We start from the raw sequence: 18692 nt of genomic DNA on the forward strand, positions 1-18692 counted from the left end.
TTCAGGGAACAATTCCCTTGTCTGGTGGCGATAGCGAAGCGGCCACACCCGTTCCCATGCCGAACACGGAAGTTAAGCGCTTCAGCGCCGAAAGTAGTTGGGGGTCTCCCCCTGTGAGGATAGGACGTTGCCAGGCCATATGAAGGACGACCAAGCACATGCTTGGTCGTCTCTTTTTGTATAATTTATGCGTACGGTGTCGGATAAGGAGGATTTTCACATGACTCGAAAGCCTAAAAATAATCCATTCACGTTTATGGAAATGCTTGAACAGCACGTTCGGGAAGGACGTGTGTCGTTTCATGTGCCAGGTCATCATAACGGGACCGTGACAGATGATAGCCTCCCGACAGCATTTAATAAAATCATGCCGTATGATTTAACCGAACTTGCACATCTGGATGACCTTCATCATGCTGAAGGGATTATCCAGCAAGGTGAAGAGGCTCTTGGGACCCTGTATCAAAGTAAGAGTAAGTGGTTAGTCAACGGATCGACCGTTGGCAACTGGAGCATGTTAGCTGCGACAGTCAAACGAGGTGAGCGGGTATACGTCCAGCGAAACTCACATAAATCAGTTTGGAACGCAATTGAATGGTTGGGCTTAGAGCCGATTTTATTAACTCCTGAACTAGAACGGGGCAGCGGTCTGCCGACGGTCGTTTCCCTTCGTACTGTCGAAGCGGCAGTTACGCAATATCCCGGAGGAAAAGCGTTACTGCTTACGTCCCCGACTTACTATGGGGATATGGCAGATGTACGGGCAATCAGTCGTTTTCTGCAGACGTTAACGATTCCCTTACTTGTAGACGAGGCGCATGGGGCACACTTGATTCATCCGAATCTTCCAAACCGCTCAGCGATTTTTGAAGGTGCGAGCGCTGTCGTCCAGTCCGCCCATAAGACACTCCCAGCATTCACGATGGGGGCCTGGATTCACTATAAGGAAGATATTAATGAATCGCGTTTGTTTCATGCGCTTTCTTCCTTCCAAACGTCTAGCCCGTCTTACTTGATTATGGCATCTCTTGATCACGCTCGAGCTTATCTCGAAAATTTGAGTGACCGAGATTGGTCACTGATTCAAACGAGTCATTTAGCTTTTATTATGGAAATGAGACGTGCCGGTTTCACGATAAAAGTGGGCGACGATTTCACAAAAATGACGGTACTGACTTATCCGAAGAATGGTTTGATTTTTAGTAGACATCTATCTTCGATTGGAATTGATATTGAGCTTGCGGCCGAGGACCATGTGTTATTCTGTCTGCCGTTCCGGGAATTAAAAACGCAAGAGATCCATCATTGGGTGAAGCTGATTAAAAATGCTTCTCAGCATGTCCCGCTCATTGACGAGGATGAAACAATTTATCCGTTTCCGATGACGGAGCCTGTTTCGCGCCTTCATCTTATAAAAGAAGATACACACGTCGTGCGCCTTCCGTTCGATGAGGCGATCGGACGCGTTGCAGCTGAGGCGATTATCCCTTATCCGCCAGGGATCCCTTGGATTTTAAAAGGTGAGACCGTGACGGATGAGAAAATTCGTGTGTTAAAAGAGTGGATTTCGTTGGGACGGAACCTCCAGGCGAACAGACATGTTATGATAAAACAAATTGATGTTATCGTAGAGGAGTTTTAAACGTGAAAGGTATGTTCATCACTGTCGAAGGTCCAGACGGGTCTGGAAAGACGACGCAGTTGCAATTGCTGGCTAACGCCTTGACTAAAAAAGGGTATGAGGTTGTTATGACACGAGAGCCAGGAGGAACAAAAGTCGGGAATAGCATCCGGGAAGTGTTATTGTCTCCAGAGCATGACGAAATGACACCACGCACCGAAATGATGCTGTATGCAGCGTCTCGTGCACAAAACGTGGATCAGGTGATTCGTCCGGCCATCGACCGGGGTGCCATCGTTGTTTGTGACCGGTTTGTCGATGCATCCATCGCGTACCAAGGGTATGGTCTTCAGTATGACTTAGAGCAAGTTGTGTCGCTCAATAAGTGGGCGACAGCTGGAGTCACACCCGATTTGACTTTCTTATTCGACTTAAGTCCAGAGCAGTCGAGTCATCGCATGAAAGAACGCGGGCAGTTAGATCGAATCGAGAGTCGGAACGAGGCGTTTCATCAACGCGTCTATGAAGGTTTCTTGACGTTACTTCAACAAAATCCTGGCCGAATGGTCCGAATCGACGCAAGCCAGACGATTGAACTCATCCAAGATGAAGTGTTCGATATCACGATAGAACGACTACACGAAAGAGGAGTGAACGAATTATGAAAATGGTAATCGCAATCGTACACGATAAAGACAGCGCGCGTTTGTCAGACGCTTTAATTGAAGAGGATTTTCGAGCGACGAAATTGGCTACGACCGGAGGCTTTTTGAAGGAAGGTAATACGACGTTCATGATTGGTGTACCGAAAGAACGCCTTGACGATTTGCTAGGTTTGATCAAATCGAACTGCTCAAGCCGCGATCAAATGATTACGCCAATCTCGCCTATGGGTGGACATGCCGATTCATACATTCCGTATCCTGTTGAAGTCCAAGTTGGCGGAGCGACTATTTTCGTCTTGCCGATTGAAGGATTTCATCAGTTTTAATGGGAATGGTCACACATATGCGATTCCAAGAGTTGACTGAATCACAGAAAGTCGTAGCAAAAGTGATTGAGAATTCGATTGCCGCTCAAAAAATCGGGCACGCCTACATTTTTTCGGGTGACTATGAACCTTATCTGATTGAAACGGCCCAATTATTTGCCAAGGCACTTTTTTGTGAGATGCCTAGCGGGGCTGAACCTTGTGGCGTTTGCCGAAACTGTAAACGGATGGATTCTGGCAATATCGTCGACTACATGGAAGTTGAACCGGACGGGGCCAGTATCAAAAAAGAACAAATCCAGCAGCTATTGAGCGACCTGTCGTTACGGGGAGCCGAGGGCGATCGTCAAGTCTATGTGATCCACCAAGCGCATAAGATGACGACGCAAGCAGCGAACAGTTTATTAAAGTTTTTTGAGGAACCCGGTGTCGGCAAACTCGCCATTTTGGTGACGACGCAACCTCAACTGCTTCTCCCGACGATTCGTTCACGGGCTCAACACTTAGTATTTCGCCCCATTGACCGGGTCCGCCTTGCTGAAAAACTGGCAGAAGAGATGCAATGCACGAACGATTTGGCACGTCTTGCCCTGACCGTTTATCCGAAATGGGACGATGCGCGCGAGGCACTTCACAACGACTGGTTTGTACAGGCGTACGGGCTAGTGGTACAATTAGTTGAAGTATTGACAAAACGGCCGCAAGAGTTGCTTTTGTTCGCCCAAGAGAAGTGGCTCGGTCACTTCAAAGGGCGCAATGAACTCCGAGTCGGCCTCGAACTGTTCGAAAGTTGGTTGGAGGAAGCTCTCCACTTCAAAGTTCGAACCGATTATGTCCCGGAACTGTTCACGAAAGAGCAGTCGTTATATACGGCTTTCGTGAATGATCGTCCGGTACACAAAATCGTCCATGCCATCGAATTCGTTCATGAAGCGATTCGACGGCTCGAGGCAAACGTCAATCCTCAATTAACGTTCGAACGGTTAACGTTCGATTTGCAGAAGGGATAGGAGAGCGTGCTTGAAGTAGTTGGAGTCCGTTTTAAAGAAGCGGGAAAAATCTATTACTTTTCACCAGGCGAAGCAACGCTTGAACGTGGAGACCATGTCATCGTCGAGACGGTGCGAGGAATCGAATACGGTGAAATCGTCCAAGTTGGTAAACAACTAGGTGAAGACGAAGTCGTCTTGCCGTTGAAAACGATCCTTCGTGTCGCCGATCAAAAAGATGCCGAAATCGTTCAAGACAACCAATTGGCAGCTGTTGACGCTCACGCCGTCTGTGAAGAAAAAATTCGCGAACATCGACTTGAGATGAAATTAGTAGATGTTGAGTATACATTTGATCGTAATAAAGTTATTTTTTATTTCACGGCTGAGGGGCGCGTTGATTTTCGCGAGCTTGTTAAAGACTTAGCGAGCGTGTTCCGGACACGGATCGAACTCCGACAAATCGGGGTGCGGGATGAAGCGAAGCTACTCAGTGGAATCGGTCCTTGTGGTCGAGTGCTGTGTTGTTCCTCGTTCTTAGGCGAGTTCGAACCGGTGTCCATCAAGATGGCCAAGGATCAAAACCTTTCCTTGAACCCTAACAAGATCTCCGGTGTATGCGGTCGTCTCATGTGTTGTCTCAAATATGAGAACGATACGTATGAAGAATTGAAACGAGACTTGCCAGACGTCGGGAAGCGAATCAAAATTCCAGAAGGTGACGGACGTGTCGTCGGTCTCAACATCTTGGATCAGTTGATTCAAGTCGAATTGAATGACCGGACTCGTGTTGTGACGTATACGATCGATGAACTCGTCGAAGTCGGTGCGGTCAAACGAAAACCGTTGAAACAGTGATGGGGTGCTGAGCAGTGGAGAGAATGGATAAAAAAGAAGTTATGATGCGGGTCGATGCCATCGAGCAACAGATGTACGTGTTGACGGAGCATTTAAGCGTGCTCAAAGAACAACTCGCCTATTTGCTTGAAGAAAACCAACATATGTATCTCGAGAACCATCACCTGCGTGAAAAGGTTGAGCAGCTTGCAGAAGTCGAAACCCCTGATGGCGATCCGCAAATCGCTTTGTCCGGAAAAGGACAGAACAACTTGGCGGCGCTCTATCAGGAAGGGTTCCATATTTGCAACTTGCACTACGGACAAGTCAGAAAAGATGGCGATTGCCTCTTCTGTATGTCGATGTTAAATAAGCATTAATCGGGGGCGATAGACGGAGGAAATCTCTGTCCGTCGCCTCTGTTGTTATATAGGAGGGAAACAGCGTGACTGTAAAACAAGGGGAGCGCCTTGACGATTTGCTTGGACGCCCCGGTAAAATCATCCAAAGTGATGATGTCTTTTCATTCTCATTGGATGCGGTGCTACTCGCCGAATTCGTTTGGGTACCGATTCAACAAGGAAAGTTGGTCGATTTATGCGCTGGCACCGGCGCAATCCCGCTCTTTTTATCTTATCGGACGAAAGGGACGGTGACGGGCGTCGAGATTCAACCCCGGCTCGTCGACATGGCGAATCGCAGCATTGAGGTGAACGGTCTCGAAGAGCGGCTTCACATCATCGAAGGAGATGTGAAAACGGCCGCCTCCAGTCTCGGCCATGCCCGTTATGATGTTGTGACGTGTAATCCACCTTACTTCCTGGCCAATGAGACGTCGCTTCGCAATCAAAATGAGCACCATACGATTGCTCGTCACGAAGTACTCTGTACGCTTGAAGATTGCATTCGTTCGGCAAGTCAGCTTGTGAAGCCAGGCGGGAAAGTCGCGTTCGTCCATCGGCCCGAACGGCTGCTCGATATCGTCACGCTCATGCGGGCATACCGCATTGAGCCGAAGCGGATGCAGCTCGTCTACCCGAAGGCAGGACGAGATGCGAACACATTACTTATAGAGGGGTCTAAAGATGGAAAACCAGGACTCACGATCTTACCTCCGTTTATCGTTTATGAGGAAGATGATACGTATACGAAAACGATGCGAGACATCCTCGATGCGTAACTATTATGCGTATATTCTCGAATGCAGTGACCAAACCTACTACACCGGTTACACGACCGATATCGAAAAACGGGTCACTGTGCACAACGCCGGTAAAGGTGCGAAATATACGAGGGCGCGTCTCCCGGTCAGTCTTCGATACGTCAAGTCGTTCGAGACGAAACAGGAAGCGATGCGGTATGAATGGTCGATCAAACAATTGACCCGCGCTCAAAAACAGCAGCTGATGGAGGGGACGACCAATGAATTCACAGAAAAGTTATCAAACTGAGGGGCCGACGCTTTATGTCGTACCGACACCGATCGGCAACTTAGAGGACATGACGTACCGGGCCGTCCGCATCATGCGTGAAGTCGACTTGATTGCGGCCGAAGACACACGGCAAACGATGAAACTATGTCGTCATTTCGAGATCGAGACGAAATTGGTCAGCTATCATGAGCACAATAAGCAAGTTAGCGGACCACGTTTAATTGAAGACATTCAAAACGGTAAATCCGTCGCCGTCGTATCGGATGCGGGCATGCCTGGTATTTCAGATCCGGGGAGTGACCTCGTCCGACTCGCGATCGAGGCGAAGCTGCCAGTCGTCGTCTTGCCGGGTGCGAACGCGGCACTCACGGCACTCGTCGCATCTGGCCTCGCGACAGAACGGTTCTTATACTACGGGTTTTTACCTCGTAAAAAGAAAGAGCGGACCGAAGTGTTGGCTTCCCTTCAATATGAACCGGGTACACTCATCTTTTATGAGGCACCGCATCGGTTGAAAGAGATGTTGACCGGGGTGAAGGACGTACTCGGTAATCGCGAAATCGTGCTCGGTCGAGAGTTGACGAAAACGTTCGAAGAGTTTTTAAGAGGCACGGTTGAAGAGGCGCTTGCATGGTGCGAGGGCGAGGTGCGTGGCGAATTCGTCGTCATGGTGAGCGGCTCTACAGAGTCGGCACCGACGAGCGACTGGTGGGAAGCGCTGTCGCCTTTAGAGCATGTCGACCGGTACATCGAAGACGGACTCAAACCGAACGCGGCCATTAAGCAAGTCGCGAAAGAGCGTGGCTTGGCACGAAGCGAAGTCTACGATGCGTATCATCAAGTCGACAAAAAAGAGTAAGCAAGGATTCCCTTGCTTACTCTTCGCTGTAGTAGTTCTCGAGCATGTTTTTCAACTCGACGAGAACGCGCTGTGCGCCTTCAGGTGAAAGGATGAGTTTTCCGTCAGCCAACTTGAAGTTGTCGTCAGATACTTCGCCTGTCACTTGGCATGTCATGTTCGGTTTGTATTTTTTTAAGATGATTTGTTCGTTGTCGACGTAAATTTCGAGTGCGTCTTTTTCAGCGATACCGAGTGTCCGGCGCAATTCAATTGGAATAACGACGCGGCCGAGCTCGTCAACTTTCCGTACGATACCTGTAGATTTCATTTTGTGTTTCCTCCTCCAATGATGTCGAAATCTCATGGTGACATGAATCGTCAAAATTCGACAATGTGGCTTCAGCAAAAAGCATACTAAACTTTCCAATTGCAGTCAACTGCTTACTATTGGAAATGCGCATTTTTCGAAAAATGACGATAAGGGAATCATATATCCATAAAATTCCCCGAAAGTTTGCACCTGAAACAAAGAAAGGGTTTTTTTGGAACATATTTTATGAACTAGCATCAAATTAATTCCAAACAATTGGTTTGGAAATTCTTTTGTCGAACCGTGTATAATGGAAATTGCAAATGTCGAAAGGATGGAGAACATACTATGGCGAAGCCAACTTTTTATATCACGACTCCGATTTACTATCCGAGTGCGAAACTACACATTGGTCATGCCTATACGACGGTGGCCGGCGATGCGATTGCTCGCTATAAGCGTTTAAAAGGATTTGACGTCCGTTACTTGACTGGGACCGACGAGCATGGACAGAAGATTCAAGAAAAGGCCCAAGAAGCTGGCGTGACGCCACAAGCGTTTGTCGATGAAGTCGTCAAAGACATCCGTGTGCTTTGGGACAAGCTTGAGATCTCATATGACGATTACATCCGGACAACTGACGCCCGTCATAAAGCGGTCGTCGAGCACGTATTTGAGACGCTGCTTAAAAATGATGATATTTACCTCGGTGAGTACGAAGGGTGGTACTCAATCCCGGACGAGACGTACTATACAGAATCACAACTCGTTGATGGAAAAAGTCCTGACAGCGGTCATCCGGTGGAACTCGTGCGCGAAGAGTGCTATTTCTTCCGCCTCAGCAAGTATGCGGACCGGTTGATCGAGTACTTCGAGTCACATCCGGATTTCATTTTACCGGAATCGCGTAAAACTGAAATGGTCAACAACTTCTTGAAGCCGGGGCTGCAGGATTTGGCAGTCTCGCGGACGACGTTCGACTGGGGTGTACAAGTCCCGTCGAATCCGAAACACGTCGTATATGTCTGGGTCGACGCGCTCACGAACTATATCTCCGCGCTCGGCTACGGGACAGACAACGATGAATTGTTCAATCGTTACTGGCCGGCGGACGTACACTTGGTCGGGAAAGAAATCGTTCGTTTCCATACGATCATTTGGCCGGCGCTGCTCATGGCGCTTGACCTACCGCTACCGAAACAAGTGTTCGCGCACGGCTGGTTGCTCATGAAAGACGGTAAGATGTCGAAGTCAAAAGGGAACGTCGTCGATCCGATTCCACTCATCGACCGCTACGGTCTTGATTCGCTTCGCTACTACTTGCTCCGTGAAGTCCCATTCGGTGCAGACGGCACGTTCACACCGGAAGCGTTCGTCGATCGCTTGAACTTTGATCTCGCGAACGACCTCGGGAATCTTCTCAACCGGACCGTTGCCATGATCAAGAAGTATTTCGATGGCAACGTACCGGCTTATGCGGGGAATGTGACGGCGTTCGATGCGGAACTTCTCCGTATGGTAAACGAAACGACGAACAAGACAGAAGAAGCGATGGAGCATATGGAATTCTCGGTCGCCCTCGCAAGCATTTGGCAACTCGTCAGCCGAGCCAATAAATATATCGATGAGACACAACCATGGGTGCTCGTAAAAGATGAGTCGAAGCGTGATGAGCTTGCATCTGTGATGACGCACCTCGCCGGCGTACTCCGCCATGTCGCGATCATGATTCAACCGTTCATGACACGGGCGCCGAAAGAAATGTTCCGTCAGCTCGGACTCGTTGACGAAGACATGTCATGGGAAGCGCTCGATACGTTCGCTGCCTTTGATGGAGCGGTCGTGACGGACGGAACGCCGATTTTCCCACGTCGAGACGTGAAAGAAGAAGTCGATGCGATTCAAGAGATGATGCGTCAAGCTTCGCAAGCGCGCATCGAAGCGGAAGCAACGCCGACTGAAACTGAAGATGAGGACGTCCGTCCAGAAATCACGATCGATGTGTTCGACCAAGTTGAGTTTCGGGTCGGGCAAATCGTCGAAGCAGATAAGATCAAGAAAGCGAAAAAACTACTGAAGCTTCAAGTCGACCTTGGCGGCGAAACGCGACAAATCGTCTCGGGCATCGCCGAATGGTATGCGCCGGAAGACTTAGTCGGTAAAAAAGTGATCGTCGTCGCCAACTTGAAACCGGTCAAACTCCGCGGTGAACTGTCTCAAGGAATGATTTTAGCAGCCGATAAAGATGGTAAGCTAGAACTCGCCACCGTCTCAGAGAATATGCCGAACGGGGCCATCGTCAAATAATTTTGAGGGAGACTTCGGTCTCCCTCTCTTTGTCTAAATAAGGAGGATGCATCATGTTGATTGATACGCACACCCATATTAACGCTGAGCAGTTCAATGAAGATGTCGAGGCGACAATCGAGCGTGCTCGCACTGCCGGCGTCTCGCCGATGCTCGTCGTCGGATTCGATACACCTACGATTGACCGTGCCATTGAGTTGGCTGAGGCGTATGAGGACGTCTACGCCATCGTTGGCTGGCATCCGGTCGACGCGATTGACTGCACCGAAGCTGAACTCGCCCGAATTGAAGCGCTTATGGCACATCCTAAAGTGATGGCACTCGGGGAAATCGGCCTTGATTATCATTGGGACAAGTCACCGAAAGATGTACAGCAGCGTGTGTTCCGTCAGCAAATCGCAATCGCGAAGCGGACGAACATGCCGATCGTCATCCACAACCGCGAAGCGACGGCGGACGTGCTCGATCTGCTAGAAGAAGAGCACGCGGAAGTTGTCGGCGGCGTGTTTCATAGTTACAGCATGTCTGTCGAATTGCTCGAACGCTGTTTAAAGCTGAATTTTTATATCTCGCTCGGCGGACCGGTGACGTTCAAAAACGCCAAAGTGCCGAAGCAAGTGGCGCAGCAAGTACCGCTCGACCGTCTTCTTGTCGAGACGGATTGTCCCTATTTGACGCCGACACCGTTCCGCGGTAAACGAAATGAGCCGGCATACGTCACTTACGTCGCTGAAGAGATTGCAGCGCTCCGCGGCATGCCTTACGAAGCACTCGCCGAGGCTACGACCGCCAATGCGAAACGGCTGTTCCGACTTCCATGATGATTAGACGTTTTGTGTTGAGTGTAGGCGTCATTGTCGTTGCCGTCTTCGCCTACATGATGATGCAGCCGGAGAAGATTACGATTATCGATAACGGTGTCAAGATTGAGCACGATACACAGGCTGATTCGGTCATCGAAGTGCTCGCCGAGGCCGGGATCACGATCGATGAGGCTGACTATGTGACGCCGGCGCTCAGTGCGGACATCCCGCCGGAGCGTGTCATTCATATCGAACGGGCCCAAACGGTGTCGCTCCAGATCGGTTACGGTCAAATGGAGACGATCGATACCCGTGAGCGGACCGTTGGTGATGTCCTGCTCCGATACGGTGTGAGCGTGCGAGAAGGTGATGATGTCTATCCGTCGGTCAGAACACCGATCACGTCAGGCATGACGATTCGCTATCAGCCGGTCGTGGCGCTTGATTTGATCATAGGAGATGATGCGACAAAAGTTTATACGATGGCATCGACCGTGGAAGAGGCGTTACGAGAAGCCCGAATTGAGATTTCAGATAAAGATACGGTCGTTCCGGCGCTCACGGCCGAAGTGCGTGATGGGATGACGATCACCGTCAACATGAGCCGAGACGTCGTTCAATATGAGAACCGCTTAATCCCGTTCGAGATCATTGAAGAAGAGGATGCGACACTTGCAGCCGGGACGACCGAAGTGTCACAAGTCGGCGTCCCTGGTCTAGAGCGGACGCGGTATGCACTGACAGTTGAAAATGGTACAATTACAAATCGGACCGAGACAGACGTCGAAATGGTGCAGACAGTGCGACCGCAAATCATTAAGGTCGGTACGAAAGTCGCAACCGAGCGCGAAGCCGAGTTTGAAGCAGCCGAAGCGCCGACTGAGACCGTTGACTCGACAAGTCCATTCCGCGAGGAAGCGGAAATCAAAATCGAGGAAACGCCTCGGGCCGACGATGTCCTCGACTTCACATCAGCCAAACAACTCCTCGTCGAGGCCACCGCCTATACGAACAATGCAGAAGACACCGTGACGTATGACGGCAGAGTACTGACGCGCAGCGGCTATGACGTGACGGATACGATCCTTTATGAAGGAATGCGGATCATTGCGGTCGACCCGGCCGTCATCCCGCTCGGAACCCGCGTCTATATCGAAGGGTTTGGCATGGCGATCGCTCTCGATACAGGCAGCGCGATTAAAGGCAATATTATCGATATCATGATGGATACGAAAGAGGAAGCGGTCACGTTTGGTCGTAAGCCACTGACGATTTGGGTGATCCCGAAGCAAGAAGAGAAAGAAGGAACTGACAATGCGTGAGAAAATACAAGAAGTGATCGTCGTCGAAGGACGCGATGATACAACCCGGCTTCAAGAAGTGTACGACGTCGACACGATTGAAACGAACGGGTCGGCCGTGTCAAAACAGACGATCGAACGGATCAAACGTGCCCAGGAGACACGCGGTGTCATCATCTTGACCGATCCGGACTATCCGGGCGACCGGATCCGGGCCATCGTCGAAGAGCAAGTGAAGGGCTGTAAACACGCCTACCTCCCTCGGGCCGAGGCGAAAGACAAACGAGGAAAAATCGGCGTCGAACACGCGACACCTGCGACAATCCGTCGTGTGCTCGAGGCGGTTTATGAAACACGAGTTGAGACGGACGAGCCACTCGTCACGCGACAAATGGTGCTCGAGGCCGATTTGATCGGTGGAGCGGATGCCGCAACTCGTCGCAAGCGTCTTGGCGTCTTGCTCCGCATCGGGGAACCGAACGCCAAACAATTTGTGAAACGAGTCGAAGCGTTGCGCGTGACCATCGAGGAATGGGAGCGGGCACTCGCTCAGTTAGAGGAGGAAAATCATTGAAAGATATTGCAACGATTCATCGCACGAAAGCGATTTTACAACGTCACGGCTTCTCATTCAAAAAGTCGCTCGGACAAAACTTTTTAATCGACTTGAATATATTAAATAAAATCGTCGACGCCGCAGAACTAGGTGAAGCGAGCGGTGTGCTCGAGATCGGTCCGGGAATCGGCTCGTTGACGGAACAATCGGCCAAGCGGGCGCAAAAAGTGGTCGCGCTTGAAATCGATCAACGCCTTCTACCGATCCTTGAAGACACGATGGCGCCTTACCCGAACGTTCACGTCATTCATGGGGACGCGCTCGAGCTCGACATTCGCAGCATCGTGGAACGTGAGTTCTTGAGTGAAGGGATTGACGATATCGCGGTCGTCGCCAACTTGCCATATTATGTGACGACGCCGATTATCATGCGTTTGCTCGAGAGCCGGATCAAATTCCGTTCGCTCGTCATGATGATTCAAAAAGAAGTGGCTGAGCGCATCGGGGCGAAACCTGGCACGAAAGCGTACGGTTCGTTATCAATCGCGATCCAGTATTATGCGGAAGCGAGTGTAAGCTTTATCGTACCGAAAAGCGTGTTCATGCCGGCTCCAAACGTCGACTCGGCCGTGATCACGCTCAAGATGCGTCCGCGCCCGGCTGTCGATGTCGAAGACGAAGCCTTTTTCTTTGAAATCGCCCGCGCTAGTTTCGCGCAACGTCGAAAAACGATTTTGAACAACTTGACGAATCATCTCGGCAAAGATAAAAAAGTAGACCTTGAACGTCTCTTGAATGAAGCGGGAATCGACCCGAAACGGCGAGGCGAAACGCTTTCGCTTCAAGAGTTTGCACGCTTAGCAGACACAATTTTACCACTTAAAAATAGTTGACGACTGGATAGCGAGTCGCTATAATATTTACTCTTTATTTCCGTTTTAGAATATGCTATACTTGTAACAGTGAGGTGAAGCGTATGCCAAAGACGTTGCAAGAAATCAGACAAAAACTCGAATCACATGTTGGAGAACGATTGACGTTGAAAGCAAACGGCGGTCGTAAGAAAGTCGTTACTCGGTTTGGAACGCTCGTTGAGACGTATCCCGCGGTGTTCGTTGTCAAGTTGGATGAAGAGCATCACAACGTGGAACGTGTCTCTTATAGCTACGCTGATGTCCTAACGGATACAGTTAAAATTGAATTCAGTAATTGATCGATAAATGAGGGGCGGATGCATTGGCAGCTGCTTCTTTTTTTGTGCGTCCGTTTACGGTACAATGGCGAACAGGAGATACATTGGGAAGGGTGAACGATATGCGTACGATCAGTGTGAAAGCGCCGGCAAAAATCAATTTGACACTAGACGTCCTCGGGAAGCGGACGGACGGCTATCATGAAGTAGAAATGGTGATGACGACAGTGGACTTGTCCGACCGGCTCGAATTGACCGTACTCGATACGGATGAGATTCGAATCCAGTCTGAGCACGCCTATGTCCCGAGCGATCATCGGAACTTAGCTTACCGTGCGGCCGATTTGTTGCGGAAGCGGTTCGACATCACAGAAGGAGTCGAAATCGTCCTCGATAAACAAATCCCGGTCGCAGCAGGGCTCGCCGGAGGATCGAGTGATGCGGCGGCGACGCTTCGGGGAATGAACGAACTGTTCGAGCTCGGTTTAACGCTCGAGGAGTTAGCAGAGCTCGGAGCCGCGGTCGGTTCAGACGTCTCGTTTTGTGTGATGGGTGGAACCGCGATCGCCCGGGGCCGCGGTGAGATATTAGAGACGATTCCGTCACCGCCGCCGTGCTATGTCGTGTTGGCGAAGCCGAAGCTCGGTGTATCGACGGCTGACGTGTATCGAGCCGTTCAGATGGAGAAAATCGTCCATCCAGACACTGCGGCGATGGTTAAAGCGATTCGTGAACGGGACTTTGACGGAATTTGTGCGAATCTTGGCAACGCGCTTGAAGGTGTCACGCTCGAACTGCATCCCGAAGTCCGTCAAATCAAAGAGACGATGCTGCATTGTGGTGCTGATGGCGTGTTGATGAGCGGCAGCGGCCCGACCGTATTCGCGCTCATCGAGCACGAGCAAAAAGCGCACCGCGTCTATAACGGACTGAAAGGATTTTGTCCGGAAGTGTTCGTCGTTCGGATTCTCGGCAAAAAACATTGAACAAAGACGAATGAAAGTGATATATTCTGTTTAGAACATTCGTCTATTATTGACAAAGTGAAGGGGAATCCGTATGAAAATTCGTAGAAGTGGTCGTCTCGTCGATATGACCCGTTATATGCTTGACCATCCACATCAGCTCGTCTCGTTATCGATGTTTTCGAGCCGCTATCAGTCTGCTAAATCATCGATCAGTGAAGATTTAGTCATCGTCAGTGAAATGCTCGCCCACGACGGTACCGGAAAATTGATTACCGTCCCAGGTGCGGCCGGGGGAGTCATGTTCATTCCAGGGTGGAGCAAAGACAAGTCGCTATCGATGATCGATGGCTTGTGCGATCAACTGTCTAAACCGGAGCGTCTGCTTCCGGGAGGCTATTTATACTTAACCGACGTGCTTGGTAATCCACGTCAAGTGAAACCGATGGGACAAATCTTCGCCTCGGTGTTTGCGGACCGTAAAGTCGACGTCGTCATGACGATTGCGACAAAAGGGATCCCGCTCGCCTACGCGGTCGCTGAGCAATTAGGTGTTCCGTTCGTCATCGTCCGGTCCGACAGCCGTGTCACGGAAGGGTCGACCGTCAGTATCAATTACGTTTCCGGCTCGTCAAAAGCGATCCGTACGATGGCACTCGCCCGTCGAAGCTTGCCACGAGGCGCAAACGTCTTGCTCATCGATGACTTTATGAAAGCAGGAGGGACGATCCGTGGGATGATGAGCCTGTTGAATGAGTTCGAGGCAAACCTCGCGGGTGTCGGTGTCTTGATGGAAGCCGAAGGTGCCGAGAAGAAAATGGTGAGTGAGTATGTCAGCTTGATGAAGTTGACGAACGTTGATGCAGATGAAGGACTCGTCACAATTTCACGCGGTAACGTCGAACAGTTCTTAAAGTGATTGGCAAAAATTTGATTTCGTTTTATGATGAGAGGGTATATCAGTCATACGGAGTCAATCGGTTCGCTTGAATCACTTTAACCTTTTAGTGAAAGTACACCATGGCATAGACAACGAAGAAAAGGGGATGCGAAACATGCAGATCACAGACGTAAAAATTCGCAAAGTGACGACGGAAGGTAGGATGAAGGCGCTCGCTTCAATCACGCTCGACCAAGAGTTTGTCGTGCATGACCTTCGAATCATCGAAGGAAGCACCGGGCTCTTCGTCGCGATGCCGAGTAAACGAACGCCGGAAGGCATCTTCCGAGACATCGCTCACCCGATCAATGGAGATATGCGCCAAAAAGTCGAGGCGGCTGTGCTCGAAGCCTACGGCACGGTCGATGTTTCCACTTACGAAGCACAGGAATCATACAACGGTATAAACGAATAATGACTCGACAGCGGATGGGGACCCTTCCGCTGCCTTTTTGCGTTTGATTGGTTACGAATGGTTACAACGGTTGAAACCGCGTCACGGTTTCGATATAGTAGAAACGGTGTATTCAGGATTTAAATATAGAAAAAACCGAACGATTGAATAAAAACAGTCGATTAAGATAGGGGCGAATCAAGAATGGATCGTTTTGCAGTCATTTTGGCAGCAGGTAAAGGGACGCGTATGAAGTCTAAGCTCTATAAAGTGCTTCATCCGGTCCTTGGAAAACCGATGGTCGAACATGTCGTCGACCAACTCGACAAAATCGGGGTCAGTCGTCAAATCGTCATCGTCGGTCACGGGGCTGAAGCGGTACAAGAGACGCTAGGCTCGCGCGTCGAGTACGCGGTCCAAGAACAGCAACTTGGAACGGGCCATGCGGTTCAAATGGCAGAAGCTGAGCTCGCTGGTAAATCAGGTGCGACGCTTGTCGTCTGTGGTGACACACCACTTCTCACAGCGGAAACGTTGGAGGCGCTCCTTGCCCATCATGAGGCGCAGCAAGCGAAAGTAACGGTACTGACGGCGATCGCTGACGATGCGACCGGTTATGGTCGTGTCATCCGTGGAGAAGACGGTAACGTGACGAAAGTCGTCGAACATAAAGACGCCTCTGCTGCAGAGCAAGCGATTCTTGAAATCAATACGGGAACTTACGTGTTTGACAACGAATTATTGTTTGATGCCCTCAAACAAGTCGGTAACGATAACGTTCAAGGTGAGTATTACTTGCCAGACGTCATCGCGATTGCGAAAGAAGCAGGCGAAGTTGTCGCGGCCCATACCGCGCCGACGTTCGGTGAGACGATCGGTGTCAACGATCGCGTCGCTCTCGCGCAGGCTGAAACACTCATGCGCAAGCGGACGAACGAACGCCTTATGCGTGAAGGTGTGACCTTCATGGACCCGGCCTCGACATACATTTCGCCGGACGCCGTCATCGGATCAGATACGATCATCTACCCAGGGACAGTCATTCTTGGCAAGACGGTCATCGGTTCGGAGTGCGTGATCGGACCGAACTCGGACATCCGCAACAGTGTGATTGAAGACGGTGCGACCGTTCGTCAATCGGTACTCAGTGATAGCCGTGTCGGAAGTCATGCGCAAGTTGGGCCGTTCGCCCACCTTCGTCAACAAGCAGTCCTTGGCGCCAATACGCGCGTCGGCAATTTCGTGGAAATCAAAAAATCAACGTTCGGGGACGGTGCGAAAGCATCGCATCTCAGCTATATCGGAGATGCCTCGATCGGTGAACGTGTCAATCTCGGATGTGGATCGATCACGGTCAACTATGATGGTAAGAATAAGTTTGAGACGGTCGTTGAAGCAGACGCGTTTGTCGGATGTAACGTCAACTTGATTGCCCCGGTAACAGTCGGGAAAGGTGCGATCGTCGCTGCCGGTTCAACGATTACAAACGATGTCCCTGAAGAAGCTCTCGCGATTGCGCGCGAGCGTCAAACGAACAAAGAAGGTTACACGAAACGCTAAGTTGCTGCCTATTACTATGGAAAACGATGGAGGAGAATCCTAAACATGTCTACTGTATATGAACGTGAAATTCGCCTATTTAGCTTAAACTCGAACCGCCCGTTAGCTGAAGAAATTGCCAAAGAAATCGGTGTCCCACTCAGCGACTGCCAAGTGAAGCGGTTTAGCGACGGAGAACTTTACATCAATATCGAGGAGAGCGTCCGAGGCGACGATGTGTACATCATCCAATCGACGAGCTCACCAGTGAATGAAACGCTCATGGAATTGCTCGTGATGATCGATGCGCTGAAACGGGCCTCGGTTCGCACGATCAACGTCGTCATCCCATACTATGGTTACGCACGCCAAGACCGTAAAGCACGGTCGCGTGAGCCGATCACAGCGAAACTCGTTGCCGATCTGCTTACGGTAGCCGGAGCGACACGCGTCATCACAATGGACTTGCACGCCGCTCAAATCCAAGGTTTCTTCAATATTCCAGTAGACCAATTGTTAGGTGTCCCGCTCATCTCGACGTATTTCGAGACAGATGAGTTCAAAGCAAAAGATATCGTCGTCGTCTCACCAGATCACGGCGGTGTCACGCGCGCGCGGAAGCTCGCAGAACGTTTGAAAGCACCAATCGCCATCATCGACAAACGACGCCCGGAAGCGAACGTGGCCGAAGTCATGAACATCGTTGGCAGCGTTGAAGGCAAAACAGCCATCTTGATCGATGATATCATCGACACGGCCGGTACGATCACACTCGCAGCAGACGCAATTGTCCAAGCGGGAGCAAAAGAAGTATACGCTTCATGTACCCACCCGGTTCTGTCTGGCCCGGCAATGGAGCGAATCGACAACTCGTCAATCAAAGAACTCGTCGTCCTTAACACGATCGATTTGACTGGTCGCGAGTACTCGAGCAAAATCAAGCAGATGTCGGTTGCCCGTTTGCTTGGGGAAGCGATCATGCGTGTCCACGAGCACAAATCGGTGAGCACGCTGTTCGATTAAAAAAACGAGGCCCGAAGGCGTTCGCCTTTGGGCTTTTTTGTTCAGGAGGAACATGATGAAATGTATCGTCGGTCTCGGGAATCCGGGTAAGAAATATGGAATGACCCGTCATAATATCGGGTTTTTAGCAATTGATCGGTTAGCGGACAAGCACGGGATCACGCTTGACGAAGCCAAGTTTAAAGCAGTCATTGGAACGGGAAGAATCAATGGAGAGCGGGTCGTCCTCGTCAAACCGCTCACGTACATGAATCTATCAGGTGAAGCGGTCCGTCCGATTCTCGATTACTATAAAATCGATATCGACGATTTACTCGTCATCTATGATGATTTAGACATGGTCCCAGGCAAACTCCGCCTGCGTCCGAAAGGGAGTGCCGGTGGACATAATGGCATCAAGTCATTGATTCAGCACCTCGGGACGATGGATTTTAAACGGCTTAAGCTTGGCGTTGGACGTCCGCCGCACCCGATCAAAGTTGTTGATTGGGTACTGATGAGTTATCGAAAAGAAGATATGTCCGAATTGAACGATACGCTCGACCAAGCCGTGGCTGCCGCAACAGATTTTGTGGACACGGACTGGGTCGCGCTCATGAATCGATATAACTAAAGGGTCACAGCACCCTTTTTTGTCGTATAAGGTGGAG

At 50.3% G+C, this 18692-nt stretch carries 22 protein-coding genes and 1 rRNA gene; 22 read left to right on the forward strand and 1 reads right to left on the reverse strand.

Translation table 11 applies throughout. The features are described 5' to 3' along the window. Positions 1-20 precede the first annotated feature (20 nt). The 10 genes from rrf (at position 21) to rsmI (ending at position 6730) form a co-directional block, all read left to right on the forward strand. Positions 21-136 (forward strand): 5S ribosomal RNA (rrf, locus tag EVJ23_RS14160). 84 nt (positions 137-220) lie between these two features. Then, entirely contained in the window at positions 221-1642 is a 1422-nt protein-coding gene (locus EVJ23_RS14165; protein ID WP_236633793.1) for an aminotransferase class I/II-fold pyridoxal phosphate-dependent enzyme, read from the forward strand. A 2-nt stretch (positions 1643-1644) separates the two neighbouring features. Continuing rightward, complete coding sequence (tmk, locus tag EVJ23_RS14170) at positions 1645-2286, forward strand: dTMP kinase (protein WP_131466508.1); 642 nt, start codon at positions 1645-1647, stop codon at positions 2284-2286. Continuing rightward, a complete protein-coding gene (locus EVJ23_RS14175) occupies positions 2283-2612 on the forward strand; it encodes a cyclic-di-AMP receptor (protein ID WP_070329395.1) in 330 nt (109 codons plus the stop codon). Before tmk ends, EVJ23_RS14175 begins: the two co-directional genes overlap by 4 nt. Beyond that, positions 2612-3622 carry a DNA polymerase III subunit delta' gene (locus tag EVJ23_RS14180; protein ID WP_083274160.1) on the forward strand — a complete coding sequence of 337 codons (1011 nt, stop codon included), beginning with the start codon at positions 2612-2614 and terminating at the stop codon, positions 3620-3622. The genes EVJ23_RS14175 and EVJ23_RS14180 overlap by 1 nt, the downstream gene beginning before the upstream one ends. 6 nt (positions 3623-3628) lie before the next feature. Continuing rightward, positions 3629-4459 (forward strand): PSP1 domain-containing protein, encoded by an 831-nt coding sequence (locus EVJ23_RS14185; protein ID WP_131458679.1) that lies wholly within the window; start codon positions 3629-3631, stop codon positions 4457-4459. A 23-nt stretch (positions 4460-4482) separates the two neighbouring features. Continuing rightward, entirely contained in the window at positions 4483-4818 is a 336-nt protein-coding gene (gene yabA, locus EVJ23_RS14190; protein WP_016510808.1) for a DNA replication initiation control protein YabA, read from the forward strand. Between the two features lie 65 nt (positions 4819-4883). Further along, positions 4884-5618, forward strand: coding sequence for a tRNA1(Val) (adenine(37)-N6)-methyltransferase (locus EVJ23_RS14195; protein WP_070329393.1), 735 nt, complete (start codon positions 4884-4886; stop codon positions 5616-5618). Beyond that, the gene (locus EVJ23_RS14200; RefSeq protein WP_016510809.1) at positions 5611-5889 is read left to right on the forward strand and encodes a GIY-YIG nuclease family protein; all 279 of its coding nucleotides are present in this window, start codon (positions 5611-5613) and stop codon (positions 5887-5889) included. The genes EVJ23_RS14195 and EVJ23_RS14200 overlap by 8 nt, the downstream gene beginning before the upstream one ends. Next, positions 5861-6730: a 16S rRNA (cytidine(1402)-2'-O)-methyltransferase gene (gene rsmI / locus EVJ23_RS14205; protein ID WP_070329392.1), complete on the forward strand. Its 870-nt coding sequence runs from the start codon at positions 5861-5863 to the stop codon at positions 6728-6730. The genes EVJ23_RS14200 and rsmI overlap by 29 nt, the downstream gene beginning before the upstream one ends. Positions 6731-6746: 16 nt before the next feature. Here rsmI and EVJ23_RS14210 read toward each other — a convergent pair whose 3' ends face one another. Beyond that, complete coding sequence (locus EVJ23_RS14210) at positions 6747-7040, reverse strand: transition state genes transcriptional regulator AbrB (RefSeq protein WP_070329391.1); 294 nt, start codon at positions 7038-7040, stop codon at positions 6747-6749. A gap of 330 nt (positions 7041-7370) precedes the next feature. Between EVJ23_RS14210 and metG the strand changes: the two genes are divergently transcribed. The 12 genes from metG (at position 7371) to pth (ending at position 18655) form a co-directional block, all read left to right on the forward strand. Further along, a complete protein-coding gene (gene metG / locus EVJ23_RS14215; RefSeq protein WP_070329390.1) occupies positions 7371-9329 on the forward strand; it encodes a methionine--tRNA ligase in 1959 nt (652 codons plus the stop codon). Between the two features lie 53 nt (positions 9330-9382). Next, a complete protein-coding gene (locus tag EVJ23_RS14220; protein ID WP_131466510.1) occupies positions 9383-10150 on the forward strand; it encodes a TatD family hydrolase in 768 nt (255 codons plus the stop codon). Beyond that, positions 10150-11454 carry a 3D domain-containing protein gene (locus EVJ23_RS14225; protein ID WP_236633565.1) on the forward strand — a complete coding sequence of 435 codons (1305 nt, stop codon included), beginning with the start codon at positions 10150-10152 and terminating at the stop codon, positions 11452-11454. The genes EVJ23_RS14220 and EVJ23_RS14225 overlap by 1 nt, the downstream gene beginning before the upstream one ends. Beyond that, positions 11447-12007, forward strand: a complete 561-nt coding sequence (rnmV, locus tag EVJ23_RS14230; RefSeq protein WP_016510695.1) for a ribonuclease M5 — start codon at positions 11447-11449, stop codon at positions 12005-12007. The genes EVJ23_RS14225 and rnmV overlap by 8 nt, the downstream gene beginning before the upstream one ends. After that, entirely contained in the window at positions 12004-12882 is an 879-nt protein-coding gene (gene rsmA / locus EVJ23_RS14235; RefSeq protein ID WP_071398628.1) for a 16S rRNA (adenine(1518)-N(6)/adenine(1519)-N(6))-dimethyltransferase RsmA, read from the forward strand. The genes rnmV and rsmA overlap by 4 nt, the downstream gene beginning before the upstream one ends. Positions 12883-12965: 83 nt before the next feature. After that, the gene (locus tag EVJ23_RS14240) at positions 12966-13202 is read left to right on the forward strand and encodes a Veg family protein (protein ID WP_070329386.1); all 237 of its coding nucleotides are present in this window, start codon (positions 12966-12968) and stop codon (positions 13200-13202) included. 101 nt (positions 13203-13303) lie between these two features. Then, positions 13304-14167, forward strand: coding sequence for a 4-(cytidine 5'-diphospho)-2-C-methyl-D-erythritol kinase (gene ispE, locus EVJ23_RS14245; protein ID WP_131466514.1), 864 nt, complete (start codon positions 13304-13306; stop codon positions 14165-14167). Positions 14168-14240: 73 nt separating this feature from the next. Then, entirely contained in the window at positions 14241-15065 is an 825-nt protein-coding gene (purR, locus tag EVJ23_RS14250; protein WP_070329384.1) for a pur operon repressor, read from the forward strand. A gap of 136 nt (positions 15066-15201) precedes the next feature. Continuing rightward, entirely contained in the window at positions 15202-15501 is a 300-nt protein-coding gene (spoVG, locus tag EVJ23_RS14255) for a septation regulator SpoVG (protein ID WP_070329383.1), read from the forward strand. 183 nt (positions 15502-15684) lie between these two features. Then, on the forward strand, positions 15685-17040 hold the full coding sequence (gene glmU / locus EVJ23_RS14260; RefSeq protein ID WP_070329382.1) for a bifunctional UDP-N-acetylglucosamine diphosphorylase/glucosamine-1-phosphate N-acetyltransferase GlmU: 1356 nt from the start codon (positions 15685-15687) through the stop codon (positions 17038-17040). A 45-nt stretch (positions 17041-17085) separates the two neighbouring features. Continuing rightward, complete coding sequence (locus EVJ23_RS14265; protein ID WP_016509622.1) at positions 17086-18042, forward strand: ribose-phosphate diphosphokinase; 957 nt, start codon at positions 17086-17088, stop codon at positions 18040-18042. A 55-nt stretch (positions 18043-18097) separates the two neighbouring features. Further along, positions 18098-18655: an aminoacyl-tRNA hydrolase gene (gene pth / locus EVJ23_RS14270; protein ID WP_070329381.1), complete on the forward strand. Its 558-nt coding sequence runs from the start codon at positions 18098-18100 to the stop codon at positions 18653-18655. The last annotated feature ends 37 nt before the right edge of the window (positions 18656-18692 follow it).

The organism is Exiguobacterium sp. SH1S1 (assembly GCF_004337245.1).
Classification (GTDB): Bacteria; Bacillota; Bacilli; order Exiguobacteriales; family Exiguobacteriaceae; genus Exiguobacterium; species Exiguobacterium aurantiacum_A.